The organism is Desulfobacterales bacterium (assembly GCA_030066985.1).
GTDB lineage: Bacteria > Desulfobacterota > Desulfobacteria > Desulfobacterales > JAHEIW01 > JAHEIW01.
In genome coordinates, this window is the sequence record JASJAN010000022.1 from 23,439 (window position 1) to 36,677 (window position 13,239).

At 47.5% G+C, this 13,239-nt stretch carries 10 protein-coding genes; 9 read left to right on the plus strand and 1 reads right to left on the minus strand.

Features of this window, described 5'->3' with window-relative positions; all coding sequences use genetic code 11:
• Positions 1 to 42: 42 nt before the first annotated feature.
• Positions 43 to 2,517 carry a serine/threonine-protein kinase gene (locus tag QNJ26_12390; protein ID MDJ0986334.1) on the minus strand — a complete coding sequence of 825 codons (2,475 nt, stop codon included), beginning with the start codon at positions 2,515 to 2,517 and terminating at the stop codon, positions 43 to 45.
• 367 nt (positions 2,518 to 2,884) lie between these two features.
• Here QNJ26_12390 and QNJ26_12395 point away from each other — a divergent pair, with 367 nt between their 5' ends.
• The 9 genes from QNJ26_12395 (at position 2,885) to QNJ26_12435 (ending at position 13,177) form a co-directional block, all read left to right on the plus strand.
• The gene (locus tag QNJ26_12395; protein MDJ0986335.1) at positions 2,885 to 3,766 is read left to right on the plus strand and encodes an ARMT1-like domain-containing protein; all 882 of its coding nucleotides are present in this window, start codon (positions 2,885 to 2,887) and stop codon (positions 3,764 to 3,766) included.
• Positions 3,763 to 4,338 (plus strand): DnaJ domain-containing protein, encoded by a 576-nt coding sequence (locus QNJ26_12400; GenBank protein ID MDJ0986336.1) that lies wholly within the window; start codon positions 3,763 to 3,765, stop codon positions 4,336 to 4,338. Before QNJ26_12395 ends, QNJ26_12400 begins: the two co-directional genes overlap by 4 nt.
• A gap of 26 nt (positions 4,339 to 4,364) precedes the next feature.
• Positions 4,365 to 4,835 carry a Mut7-C RNAse domain-containing protein gene (locus tag QNJ26_12405; protein ID MDJ0986337.1) on the plus strand — a complete coding sequence of 157 codons (471 nt, stop codon included), beginning with the start codon at positions 4,365 to 4,367 and terminating at the stop codon, positions 4,833 to 4,835.
• Positions 4,836 to 5,615 (plus strand): ATP-grasp domain-containing protein, encoded by a 780-nt coding sequence (locus QNJ26_12410; GenBank protein MDJ0986338.1) that lies wholly within the window; start codon positions 4,836 to 4,838, stop codon positions 5,613 to 5,615.
• The gene (locus tag QNJ26_12415; protein MDJ0986339.1) at positions 5,602 to 6,771 is read left to right on the plus strand and encodes an HD domain-containing protein; all 1,170 of its coding nucleotides are present in this window, start codon (positions 5,602 to 5,604) and stop codon (positions 6,769 to 6,771) included. Before QNJ26_12410 ends, QNJ26_12415 begins: the two co-directional genes overlap by 14 nt.
• Positions 6,772 to 6,865: 94 nt before the next feature.
• Positions 6,866 to 7,357, plus strand: a complete 492-nt coding sequence (locus QNJ26_12420; protein MDJ0986340.1) for an HIT domain-containing protein — start codon at positions 6,866 to 6,868, stop codon at positions 7,355 to 7,357.
• A gap of 137 nt (positions 7,358 to 7,494) precedes the next feature.
• Positions 7,495 to 10,113 (plus strand): DNA mismatch repair protein MutS, encoded by a 2,619-nt coding sequence (gene mutS / locus QNJ26_12425; protein ID MDJ0986341.1) that lies wholly within the window; start codon positions 7,495 to 7,497, stop codon positions 10,111 to 10,113.
• Between the two features lie 76 nt (positions 10,114 to 10,189).
• Positions 10,190 to 12,268, plus strand: coding sequence for an N-acetylmuramoyl-L-alanine amidase (locus tag QNJ26_12430; protein MDJ0986342.1), 2,079 nt, complete (start codon positions 10,190 to 10,192; stop codon positions 12,266 to 12,268).
• A 6-nt stretch (positions 12,269 to 12,274) separates the two neighbouring features.
• Positions 12,275 to 13,177 (plus strand): DMT family transporter, encoded by a 903-nt coding sequence (locus tag QNJ26_12435; GenBank protein MDJ0986343.1) that lies wholly within the window; start codon positions 12,275 to 12,277, stop codon positions 13,175 to 13,177.
• Positions 13,178 to 13,239 lie beyond the last annotated feature (62 nt).

The window sequence follows — 13,239 nt, forward strand, 5'->3', positions numbered from 1 at the left end:
AGAAATCAGTGTGGGATTTGTTCGTTTTTAGGGTAAGGTCTGTTAAATGGTTGCCTCGAGTGTTGCTTCATCAACATCTGCATCGGACATTTTGTCCTCTGCACCCGGTTTTACCCACCATTCTTCGCGAAACATGGATTTGTAAAGATTATTGAACATAAACGCCAGCAGGGTGTAAGCCGTTAATTTCGAACTCGGCTGTTTAAGCCTTTTTACTAATTGTTTCTGTTGCTCAGCATGCAGCTTGAGGGTGCACAGGTATTTAAGAAACACAACCGCGCTGGCATTGTCCTTGGCGGCATGGCCCATGGATTTAACTTTGTTTTCAAATTCCACGCGCAGCTGTTCGATTTTTGCGGGGCTGGAGCCGATCAGACGTTTCTGGCTTTGGGGGCTCTCAAAAACGGTCTGGTTGCTGACACAAAGTTTTATCTTTTCTGCCGTGGCTTTGAGATCCTGATGCAGCACATCGCGAAACATGTGTTTGGCGGTTTCCGGAATAGTAAAAACAATCGATTTCAGCATGCTTTCCTGTTGATTAATTTTGGTCCGAAACTCCAGCAACGCACTGCGCCAGAATGCGCGGCTAACGTCGGCAACGATTTCTTTTTCAAGCATGCCTTGCATTTGCCCGAATTTTATTTTGTTGCGAATATCAGCAAACAAACGGGCGGTGTTCTGGAACATCAATTCACCGGTAACGGTCTTAAAGATCATCACCAGCGTGGCGTACCAATCCTGCAGATGCAATATCTTGTTTAAATCATGAAATGACTTGTGCAGGACCATGTTGCTGAAAAAATGAGATGGGGTTGCATAAAAAGGCGTACCTCCGAGCAGCGGTTGTTTGATCTTGCGATCCTTTCTGGGTTCAAAATCTACGGCCGTCTCAACATCAATGATGCCCAGCTCATATTCATCGGCATTCATTAAAAATAACGGGTATTTTGAGGGGTTGCCGGCGACCAGCAGGTTATCGGGTTTCAGATCGCGCATAGCGATTTTCTTGGTGCGCAACCAGGCCAGCAGGTCCAGCAGATTTGTGATGATACTGGCCATTTGGGGTTTGTTCTGTTCAAATCGGATTCGATGGGTGTAAGCGGTAATGATATCGCGATAGGCCGTAACCGCATCCATATTCTTGCTAAAATTAAGCTCTATGAGCAAATTCAATTCGTGCACCAGGTTTTCGGACAGGCCACTTTCTTTGCTGGACACCGCCTTGCCGGCCAGATGTGTCAGAAACCAGCTTTGTATGCGAAACAGCGATATGTCCGCTGACACACCAGAATCTGTCAGGAACTGACGAATGGCTTCCTGGCCCTTATCATACACCTGTCGAACCTCAAGGCCAATGGATTCTTTGTGCTTGCCATAGCGACCACGGAACTTCTGGTTGTCAAAGATAGTCTCCGCGTTCTCAATAACTTCCTCGGCGATGGCATCTTTGACATTGTGCAGATCATCAACGATGTGGCCCAGAAAATAGTATTGTGAAAAATCCATGAAAAAGACAAAGGTGTTTTTTATTTTAAGATTCTTCTGGTAAGCGGTGTTGGCACGCAACCAGGCGACATATTTATCCTCGAGTTTTTCTGCTGATAAATGACTGCTGTTGGGCAGTTTGTGAATTAAACTCAACAAGACGGACACCCGCGGGATGATGCATTCTTTAGGGGCCAGTTTGTCAACGATTTCGCCTTCCTTTTTGATACTTTCAATATAATGATCAAATTCAGAGATCGGTTTTGCCGGTATCTTCAGCACCAGATGAACATCATAGATGACATAATAACATTTGCTTTTACTGCCGACATCTTCACCCAGCGGCCCGATACTCATGCGGCGTCGCATCCAATCACCGCGATGTTTGATCTGCAATTCATAGACCGTATTGGGCCCCGCAGCATTGTCTGACAGCGATTTGATTTTCATGGGGGCGCCGGGATCAGCCCCAATCTGGAGCCGGAACAAGTTCAAAAAGTATTTCAGAATATCGGATCGCGTGATTTCAACGGCAGTTTCATGATCCGGTATGTCTTCCGCCGCCCGCGTTTGTCGCTTAATTCTGGCAGGTGGTTCAGGTGTGCCTCCGTGTTGGCGATTGTTAAGAATCAAATGAATCACCATCAGGATCATGATGCAGCCAAACGTGCTTGCCAGAATGGCAATTACCCAGAAAGATTTTTGACTGAAGGAATGGCTGGTATCGTCGGCAAAATTTTTGAAATCATCATTGCTGTTGCGGAATTGGCGGGATATTTCAAATTTAGCGTGTTTAATGATGGCGTTTAAATTCGGTCTGCCGTAATAGTCAATTTCATCTTTGTTGGCGACAAAGGTGTCGCTGTCAATCTGATAAAAAATGACATTGCCCGAGTCCCAGGTTCTGTTTACGCTGAGCACGGCACCGGTTTCCATGACGACCACATCATGTTCCATGTAGCCGTTAAAAAAAATAGCGCCGGCACCGCCGATGCCCAGCAAAAGAAATAATATCACCTGACGCATTTTCATATTCGGTTATCCCCGTATCCCCATTATCGTATCACATTCTGCGCTGCGGGCGAAGCTCTTTATGCTGCAATTGCCATATAACATATTGAAATAATTTAATTAAATATAATGTTAGCTCATGTATGCCTGTGCAATAGAACAGACCCTGTCCATGATTGTTTTATCGGAAATCGAGCGATTTTCTTGAATGTTATTTCGGGCTTTCAGGTTTGCTGAGCTTCATGCTAACGGCTTGAAAACAAATCGTTTATATCAGGCCAGTTGTCGCAGACAGAGACAGTATTTCCGCTTTTGATTGACCCCCGAACGCGGATTCCGTATACTGGTCTGACATTTATTGAAATTTTTCTTCAGGTGGCTTTGAGAAATGATGACGCATCCCGACTGTATCCCTTGTTTTGTCCGTCAGACATTGGAAACCATCAAATTGACATCGAATGATCCCGTTTTGCATAAAAAAGCCCTGCGGGAAATTTTGTCACTTCTCAGTCAGATGGATGTTGAAAAAGAACCCGTCATCATGGGGCGTGAGATTCAGCGTCTCGCCCAGCGCTTGAGTGGCAATCCAGATCCCTACCGGGACCTCAAACAGCAATTCAATCAAATGGCACTTGATCTTTACCCCCGGCTAAAAGAGCGTGTCGCTGATGCTGAGAATCCTTTTGAAGTTGCTGCCCGTCTGGCCCTGGCCGGTAATATGATCGATTTTGGAACCGGTCTGATGCTGAATCCCGCTGAGGTCACCACAACCATCGAAATGGCTTTGTCAGCAGATTTGAAAGGGGACATTGCGTCTTTACATGAGGCGCTTAACGCAGCGCGTTCGATTTTGTATCTGGGGGACAATTGTGGAGAAATCGTTTTCGACCGTTTATTTATCGAACAATTCTTCCTCGAACGGGTTACCTATGTGGTCAGGGCCGCACCGATCATCAATGATGTGACCTTCGAGGATGCTCGCTCGACCGGTATGACCAATCAGGTGCCGGTCATCGATAACGGCTCAGACGCCCCGGGTACTCTGCTGGCAGAGTGTTCAGCGGAATTTAAAAAGGCTTTTGATAAAGCAGGCTTAATCATTGCCAAAGGGCAGGGTAACTACGAAACATTGCATGGCATCGACCGACCGATATTTTTTATGCTCAAGGTCAAATGCCCGGTGGTTGCACAGCATATCGGAGATGCAATCGGCAGTTATGTGATCAGACCCAACCGCACGCTGCGCAAGAAATTAAGTAATGCCATGTGAGCGACGATTTAATTGTGGGAATCGGCTGGCAATCTATCCTGGCGGTATTACCTTTAAGCCGGACGACCAAATCCATTCAATCGATACGAAGTCGATGGTTGATAATGTGGAAACTGATTCTATTGATACTGGCCGGGCTATACACCCTCAATCCGTTTGATATTGTACCGGATTTGATTGTTGGCTGGGGCTGGCTGGACGATATCATTATCTGGGTGCTGTTGTGGCGTTTTCTAGTCGCCGGCCAAAAAAAGCTCGCTCGCGACCAGCGCTTCTACGATCATCGCCACAGTGGCTTCAATGGCGGCGATAGGGCAGGTGATTCTGGCCAGCACCAGTCCGGTTCACATGATGCCAACACTGACCATACCCCTGCATGGGATCCGCACCGCGTTTTAGGGGTAGCGCCCGACGCCTCCATAGAGGAAATCAAGCGCGCTTACCGCAAACTTGCAAATAAATACCATCCGGACAAACTCGAACATCTGGGTGATGATTTTAAAACCCTTGCCGAAAACCGCTTTAAAGAAATTCAGCAAGCCTACCAGGAGTTGACGGCCAAGAGGGGGTAAATGCAAAAAACAGGGAATGAACATCGATGATCCCTCGCTTTGCAGCTGAAAAAACACTCGGCAAACTGACCAAATGGTTGCGCATGCTGGGCTTTGATACCGTGTATGAATCTGCACCGGCGGGGGATAAATTCATCGACACGCTGGAAAAGGATCGTATCCTGCTGACCCGCACCCGTAAAATGCGCAATCAATTCGCAGATCGCAAACTGATTTTCATTGAATCAGACCACTTTGAGCAGCAACTCAGGCAAGTTTTCCATGAGCTGGGTTTGACGGCAAAGCAAACACGGCCATTTACAAGATGTCTGCAGTGCAATGTGCTGATTGTATCTGTTGCCAAGACCGAGCTGTGGGGCCGCGTGCCGGATTTTATTTATGAAACCCAAGAGCAATTTAATCAATGCCCCCAATGCGAACGCATTTACTGGCCCGGTAGCCACACCCGCAGAAGTCTTGAAACAATACGTCAACTTTTAGCGACCGAGCGATCCTAAATGCCAAAAAAAGTTATCGCCCTCGAGGCACGATTAAAAAACTGTAAGAATGTTCGCACGTTAGGGGTACGATCAAATTTTTCCGATTACAGCCCGCAGGAAGCCGCCCTTATCCGAGAGGCCAAAAAAATCTATTACCCGACCCCATTTTATGCCGACTTATTCGATAGCATCGGCAAAGCGACATTTCCAAGCTATCATACCTACAAATGCGTCCAGGATAAAATTAAACAAACGGCATTATTCCAACTGCTGGATGTGCCACACCCGCGCACGCGCGTATTTTACGGAAAGCGCCAGAAAAAATCGATACCCCATCATTTCACCTTTCCGTTTATTGCAAAAGTTCCGCGGGGCTCTGCCCTTGGGCGCGGTGTTTACCTGATCCACAACGATGCAGATCTTCGCGACTACCTTGAACAAGTGAGCCCCGCCTACGTCCAGGAATATCTGCCCATTGATCGCGATATTCGTGTTGTGGTCATTGGCAGCCACATTGTGCACGCTTACTGGCGTATCGCACCGCCAAATGAATTTCGCAGCAATCTGGCACTTGGCGGCCGAATCAGTCTGGAGTCCATTCCCAAAGGAGCCCTGGATTTGGCGCTGCGCGTGGCCCGGGCCTGTCGCTGGGACGATGTGGGCATTGATATCTGTGAACACAACGACCAGTTTTACATTTTGGAAGCCAATATGAAATATGGTAGAGAGGGCTTCAGGGAAGCAGGTCTTGATTACCATCGATTAATGGAAACCATGATAGCCAATGAAGAAATATGATGATGATATAATGGGATTTGCCCGTTGCGTTCTGGATGAATCGGAAGCCAAAAGATTGTCTGATCGGGCCGCTCGCAATACCGAGGCCCTTAGGCGTGCTCCGGAAAAACACCGGGATACCGATTATCGACAGGCTTTTTCGATAGACGTTGATCGTATTTTACACGCCCACGCTTATGCACGTTATATTGACAAAACCCAGGTGTTTTCCTTGGTTCAAAATGATCATATTACGCACCGGGTGCTGCATGTCCAGTTGGTTTCTAAAATTGCACGCACCATCGGGCGATATTTAAGCTTAAACGAGGATTTAATTGAGGCGGTTGCCCTTGGGCATGACATCGGTCATGCACCTTTTGGCCACGATGGTGAACGTTACCTTTCCGATTTGTGTCAAAACTATGGAATCGGCACATTTCAACACAATGTGCAAAGTGTACAGTTTTTAGACAAGGTTGAACGCAAGGGCCTCGGCTGGAATCTATGCCTACAGACACTCGATGGCATTTTGTGTCACGATGGCGAGGTGCACAATCAAATGCTGCAACCCAAATCCGAAAAAGACTTTGACACGCTGGATCGTGAAATGGCGTGCAAAATAAAAGACCCCGCAACCGGTCTGGTTCCAATGACATATGAAGGATGTGTGGTTCGAATTGCTGACACCATTGCCTATATTGGCCGTGATATTGAAGATGCCATTCGGCTGGATCTAATTGATCGCTCTGATTTGCCGCGTACCAGTGTCGAATGCCTGGGCAACACCAATGGCACGATTGTTTTTAACCTGGTGACCGATATCATCCAAACCAGCTTCCAAAAAGATGTTGTGGCCTTTAGTTCAGATGTATCGCAGGCATTACAGCGCTTGAAAAATTTCAATCTGGAGCGCATCTATCTTAATCCCAAAATAAAGGCGCATTCCGAAAAGCTCAAGAAACTCTTTGGTTTCCTTTTTGAGAAATATCTGTCCGATCTCAAACACAAAGACATGGCATCTGTTATTTTTCGGCAATTCCTCAATGGCATGTCAGAGGCGTACACAGAAACCCACAGCAGCGCAGAAATTGTGCGCGATTTTATCGCCGGTATGACAGATGCGTATTTCCTAAACCAGTGCCCGATTGACATGCGCCCATCCATCCAGCACATGTAAATTTTAGAAAAAGCGCTTGAGTTTCAAACCCAAAACCCGTAAATTAGATATAAATATAATTGCTCGATATAACAAACAAATTGAGGTTTGTATCATGAAAACCATGTGGGCTCCCTGGCGGATCGAGTATATTTTAGGTGACAAAGAAAAACAGTGTATCTTCTGTGCCGCATTGGCGGATCAGGATGAATTGACACTTTATAAAGGCCAGGTGACCATGGTGACGATGAATAAATTCCCGTACATAAACGGACACCTTCTGGTTGCACCCGTGAGGCATGTTGCCAGCCTCGATCAGCTCGCTAAGTCAGAAATGGGCGATTTGCTGGCAACCGTTGAACAATCGGTTGCGATCTTGAAAACCAGCATGCAACCCGATGGGTTCAATGTCGGCCTTAACCTGGGCAAAGTGGCCGGGGCCGGGGTCGAGGAACATCTGCATTTTCACATCGTGCCGCGCTGGTTTGGAGACACCAATGCCTTAACAGTATTTGGTGAAGTGCGGGTAATTCCAGAGCACATTAAAGCCACTTTTAAAAACTTAAAGCCACACTTTGATAAATTAAGTATAAGCAATAAAAAATAATATATTTATAAATTTATATTATTTGGAATAAAAGCCCACGACTTGCACTTGAGTCAAAAGTTTGTCATAGTCCCCACTTTGGTGCAATACTGGCCATAAAAATAAAAGCGAACAAGCTGTGCCGTTTTGATGGACTGATGAGCCCACCCAAATTAACCCCCATGCTAAAGCAATACCTCTCGATAAAAGAGGCGTATCCAGATACGATCCTTTTTTATCGCATGGGTGATTTTTACGAGATGTTTTTTGAGGATGCCCAGGTGGCTTCACGCGTACTGGATATCACACTGACCTCCAGAAATAAAAAAGATGAATCTCCGGTGCCCATGTGTGGTGTGCCCCACCGAGCAGTTTCCGGCTATATCGCCCGAATGATCGACCACGGGTACAAAGTGGCTGTTTGTGATCAGATTGAAGATCCCGCCAGCGCCAAAGGGCTGGTTAAGCGGGATGTTGTGCGCGTCATTACACCAGGAATGATTATCGATGACGCCTTTTTGGACAAACGTTCACATAATTTTGTTATGGCACTGTCACGTCATGGCGGAAATTTCGGGTTGTCCTACTTGGATATCTCCACCGGTCTTTTCCGTCTGGTGGAGTCTGATGATCAAGCGGCCATTGTGGATGAATCGTTGCGATTATCCGCTCGTGAAATTTTACTGGCCGAATCGGTCAAAAACGACCCCTATATGGCCACCGTTCGGACTGCTCAAATGGACCGTGCGCTGACCTATCTGGAGGATCGGGCATTTGACACCAAACGATGCTACAACCGACTCACCGAACAGTTTAAAACGATTTCGTTAGAGGGTTTCGGATGTGAAGGAATGTCTGCCGGGATACAGGCTGCCGGCGCGCTTGTTTTCTATGTCCGCGAGACCCAGAAACAAACAATTGAGCATCTGACCCATCTGGAAACTTACTCTCTGGGCCATTATTTGCTGGTGGATGACGCCAGTTGCCGCAATCTGGAACTTGAAAAGAACCTGCATACCAATAAGCGACGCGGCACATTAATGGGGGTTATTGACCATACGCGATCAGCCATGGGCGCGCGTTTGCTAAAAACATGGCTGCGATATCCGCTCATTGACATCAACGACATCCGGGCCCGACACCAAGCGGTTGCTGAAGCAAAAGAAAATATCCACAGCCGTCAGAGCCTGCGTGATCTGTTAAAATCAGTGTTTGATATCGAACGGGTTAGTACCAAAATCGTTATGGGGCACGCCAATGCCCGGGATTTAATTGCGCTTAAACGATCACTGATGACCCTGCCGCACATTCACACCCTAGTGTCAAAGCTGGCATCGGCCCTTTTCAGCTGGGACGATAATCTCAACCCCTTATATCAATTGTCAGATTTAATCGAAAAGGCGATCCGGGAGGATGCGCCGCCGACCACCAGCGAAGGCGGTATGATCAAAGCGGGCTATGATGATGCTCTGGATGAACTTGTTAAAATCAGTCAGGATGGAAAAGGCTGGCTGGCCAATCTGGAAATCCAGGAACGCAAAGCGACCGGGATCACTGCCTTAAAGGTACGGTATAACAAGGTTTTCGGTTACTATATCGAAGTGCCCAAAAGTCGCTCCTCTGAAGTGCCGGCCAACTATGTGCGCAAGCAAACCCTGGTCAATGCCGAGCGCTATATCACTGACGAGTTGAAAACCTTTGAAACAAAGGTTATAAATGCAGAAGATCAGCGCGCCGCCCTTGAGCTTGAGATTTTCAATCAAATCAGACAGGAAGTGGTTCAGCAGTATAAACATCTTGAAAGCGCGGCTCAATTTTTGGCGCGCTTGGATTGCTTGCTAAATCTGGCTGAGGTTGCCGATCAAAATGATTATTGTCAACCAGAAATGACCCTTGATGGTCTAATCGATATCGAGGACGGGCGGCATCCGGTGATTGAAAAAATGATCACCGCCGAACGGTTTGTACCCAATACGGTTTCGCTGGACAATGAAACCAACCAGATCCTGCTGATCACAGGGCCCAATATGGCTGGAAAATCAACAGTGCTGAGACAGGTGGCCCTGTTGGTCATTATGGCCCAAATGGGATCGTTTATTCCGGCCCGCAAGGCGACGATCGGTGTCGTTGATCGGATTTTCACAAGAGTCGGCGCGTTGGACAATCTGTCCCACGGACAGAGCACCTTTATGGTTGAGATGCAGGAAACAGCCAACATTCTCAACAATGCCGGTGAGCGCAGTTTGATTATAATGGATGAAATCGGCCGTGGAACCAGCACCTATGATGGGCTCAGTATTGCCTGGGCTGTTGTCGAGTATCTACACGATTTGCATAAGACCGGCGTGAAAACCCTGTTTGCGACCCACTATCATGAATTAACGGAGCTGGCCCAGCAAAAACCGCGGGTTAAAAACTATAACATCGCAGTGAAGGAATGGAACGACGAAATTATCTTCTTGCGAAAATTGGTAGAAGGCGCCACCAATCGCAGCTATGGTATTCAGGTGGCCCGTTTGGCTGGTATACCGGAAAAGGTCATCAACCGATCCAAAAAAATTCTATACCGCATCGAGAACCAGGAACAGGAAATGGCCGACTCCTTTTCTGATCTAAAAGAACCCTCGCAAGGTTCGGTACAGATGGACTTGTTTCACCATAAAAAAAATTGGTTTGTGGATAAGCTGGCCAAGGTGGATATTGGCAAAATGACACCGCTGGAGGCACTCAACTACCTCAACGAGCTCCAGCAAAAAGCCAAAGATGTTGCGGAATAGAACCAGTGAACAAATCGTGTATGGATCGCGCCTAAATCGAAAGTGCACCATGTTTCTGACTTGATGGAATGATGCAATGCTGCTGAATGCACACCGAAAATCCGATCTGCTTACTGCAAAATGTGGCACACGCTTTATTGCTCTGTGGTTTCTGGCTGCTGTGGTGCTTTATTCCGGTATTTCGTTGGCGGCCCCGCGCGACGTGTATTATGAAGCCGAAACTTGCTACCGCAGTTTGCGTCAGGATCCTAAAAAAATAAAATACCGCCACAACTGGATGCGGTGCATTAAAAAATTTCAATCAGTCTATAAACAGGATCCTGACGGGCCATGGGCAGCAGCCGGTCTTTACATGTCGGCCAAGCTGTATCAGGGTCTGGCCAAATATTCAGGGCAAGCATCAGATTTGACTGAAGCCCGGGACCTTTTTGAAAGAGTGGTCCAGCGCTATCCAAAAAGCCGTTACCGGCAAAAAGCCAGCTTTGAGCTGCGCCAGATGGGCAAACCCGTCGTTGCGAAAAAAGCGCCAGCACCCCAAAAAGCGACAACAGTAAAAAAGACAACGCCAAAAGATACCTATATCAGCGCCGAGGCTTGCTACCGTAACCTGCGAAAAAGCAATCAGAAAATGAAATACCGCAGCAACTGGCAGCGCTGCATCGATCAATTCCAGTCCGTTTTCAATCAGGATCCGCAAGGTCCCTGGGCAGCAGCCGGCCTTTTTATGGTGGCGACCCTTCATCAGCGGCTATATTCCTATTCAAAATCTTCAAATGACCTTGCGACCGCATCCGATACATACCATCAGATTATCTCGCAATTTCCTGAAAGCCGCTATAAAGCCAAAGCCCGTGCTGAAATCAAGAAAATGCCGTACGTTGCAAAAAAGTCGCCAAGAGGCCCATCAGATCCCATTGGGGAAAAAATCAAGACCAGTGAGGCGCGCAAGACAGCTCCCCCGGCTGAGCGCAAGCCTGCAGTCCGGGCTGCGCCCGGCGGAATGGTGACAGTCACCAACCTGCGTCACTGGTCAAATCCCAACTATACCCGGGTTGTGGTTGATGTTGATAGAGAAACCACTTATTACCACCATTTGCTTAAGAAAGATCCTTCCATCAACAAGCCCCAGCGTCTTTATGTTGATTTAAGCAACAGCCGACTGAGCAAAGATATCCGCAAAAGCATTCGGATTCATGACAATTTGCTGAGTGATGCGCGTGCTGGTCAGTATTCAAAAGACTCTGTCAGGGTAGTGGTTGATATTAAATCTTTTGAAACCTATAAGATTTTTTCACTCAAAGACCCGTTTCGCATCGTCATTGACGTGTGGGGCTCCAAAACCGCCAAAAAATCACCCAAAACCGGCCTGGCGCCCACTGTTAAAAAGGGCGGCAAAATCCCACCCGGCTCGCTGGCTAAACAACTGGCGCTGGGAGTTCAACGCGTCGTCATTGATCCGGGGCATGGCGGCAAAGATTACGGCGCACCCGGTTACCTTAGAGGCGTTCACGAAAAAAACGTGGTCCTGCAGATTTCCAAACGACTGGCAAAAAAGATCAAAACAGAACTGGGTTTGGAAGTCATTCTCACCCGTAATTCTGATCGTTTTTTAACCTTGGAGGAACGCACGGCATTTGCCAATACCAGAAATGCCGATCTGTTTATATCAATTCATACCAATGCATCGCGAGACCGCAGAGCTTACGGTCTTGAAACCTACTTTTTGAACCTGGCCACGGATGAAGAGGCCATTCGGGTGGCCGCCATGGAAAACGCCACATCCACAAAGAATATTAGCGATCTGCAAAAGATACTATTTGATCTGATGCAAAACGCGAAAATTAACGAATCCAGCCGTCTGGCTTCATTTGTGCAAACTTCCATGGTTGGACATCTGCGTAACAAGCGCTACACGCGTGTAAAAAGCAAAGGTGTCAAACAGGCACCTTTTTATGTCCTTTTAGGTGCGCAGATGCCGTCTATTCTAGTTGAAACGGCTTTTATCAGCAACCCTCGCGAATGCAAACGTCTGGTCAATCCCAAATACCAAGACCGCATCGCAGAAGGTATCGTTAAAGGAATTCGAAACTATATCAAAGCCACCAGCCCGACTGCATTTCAAAAACAATCTCACCAGATCCAACCCCGGGGATAGCCTTCAATGACGGACAAACCATCCGATATGGCTCCGCCTTTTAATCCTTATCTGGCCCTGATCGTGGGCACTTTGGCTGTGTCTACCGGCGCCATTTTCGCGCGCCTGGCAGATGCGCCCGCGCTGGTCATCGCTGCCTACCGTGTGGGTCTGGCAACGCTTATCCTAACGCCCATTACCTGGTGGAAAGCCCGTGAGGAAATTAAAAGTCTATCAAAACAGGATCTAAAACTGGCAGTCATCTCCGGTTTTTTTCTGGCCCTTCATTTTGCAACCTGGATATCCTCGCTGGATTACACATCGGTGGCCAACAGCGTCGTGCTGGTCAATACCAACCCGCTCTGGGTTGGCCTGTTAACGCCTCTTATTGCCAAAGAACGGGTTCAACGGGCGGCAGTGTACAGCATTTGCATCAGTGTGATCGGCGGCGCCATCATTGGTTACGGTGATTTTGCCACTGGCGGAAAAGCGCTATTGGGCGACGGACTTGCGCTGGCCGGCAGTATCTGTGCTGCCATTTATTTACTTTTAGGCCGCAGTTTGCGGCGTAAGCTGTCTTTGTTGGCTTATATCTTCATTTGTTATGGCAGTGCAGCAGTTATTCTGTGGGCTATCGTGCTGGTTTTAAGAATGCCGATAACCGGCTTTAGTCACGGTACAGTAGCTGCTTTTTTGGGCATGGCGCTCATTGCCCAAATTATGGGGCACAGCACCTATAATTGGGCTTTGAGGTGGCTCAGTGCCGGCCTCATCGCCGTCAGCCTGCTGGGCGAGCCCATCGGCAGCACGATTATGGCTTATTTTCTTTTTGACGAAGGCCTGACGGTTTATAAAGTGGTCGGTGGTGTTATCATTCTATCAGCCATTTATATAGCAGCCTCCAGCGAAAGCCGCAGCAACCAAAAATAAATCCTTTCGATTTAAAATTTGACAAAGTTTGTTTAGTACTTTATCTGAGACTTACTTATATT

Excerpts from the sequence above, each read along its gene's own strand:
- QNJ26_12390 (MDJ0986334.1), bottom strand. The coding sequence starts at position 2,517 with ATGAAAATGCGTCAGGTGATATTATTTCTTTTGCTGGGCATCGGCGGT.
- QNJ26_12395 (MDJ0986335.1), top strand. The coding sequence starts at position 2,885 with ATGATGACGCATCCCGACTGTATCCCTTGTTTTGTCCGTCAGACATTG.
- QNJ26_12405 (MDJ0986337.1), top strand. The coding sequence starts at position 4,365 with ATGATCCCTCGCTTTGCAGCTGAAAAAACACTCGGCAAACTGACCAAA.
- QNJ26_12410 (MDJ0986338.1), top strand. The coding sequence starts at position 4,836 with ATGCCAAAAAAAGTTATCGCCCTCGAGGCACGATTAAAAAACTGTAAG.
- QNJ26_12415 (MDJ0986339.1), top strand. The coding sequence starts at position 5,602 with ATGAAGAAATATGATGATGATATAATGGGATTTGCCCGTTGCGTTCTG.
- QNJ26_12420 (MDJ0986340.1), top strand. The coding sequence starts at position 6,866 with ATGAAAACCATGTGGGCTCCCTGGCGGATCGAGTATATTTTAGGTGAC.
- mutS (MDJ0986341.1), top strand. The coding sequence starts at position 7,495 with ATGAGCCCACCCAAATTAACCCCCATGCTAAAGCAATACCTCTCGATA.
- QNJ26_12430 (MDJ0986342.1), top strand. The coding sequence starts at position 10,190 with ATGCTGCTGAATGCACACCGAAAATCCGATCTGCTTACTGCAAAATGT.
- QNJ26_12435 (MDJ0986343.1), top strand. The coding sequence starts at position 12,275 with ATGACGGACAAACCATCCGATATGGCTCCGCCTTTTAATCCTTATCTG.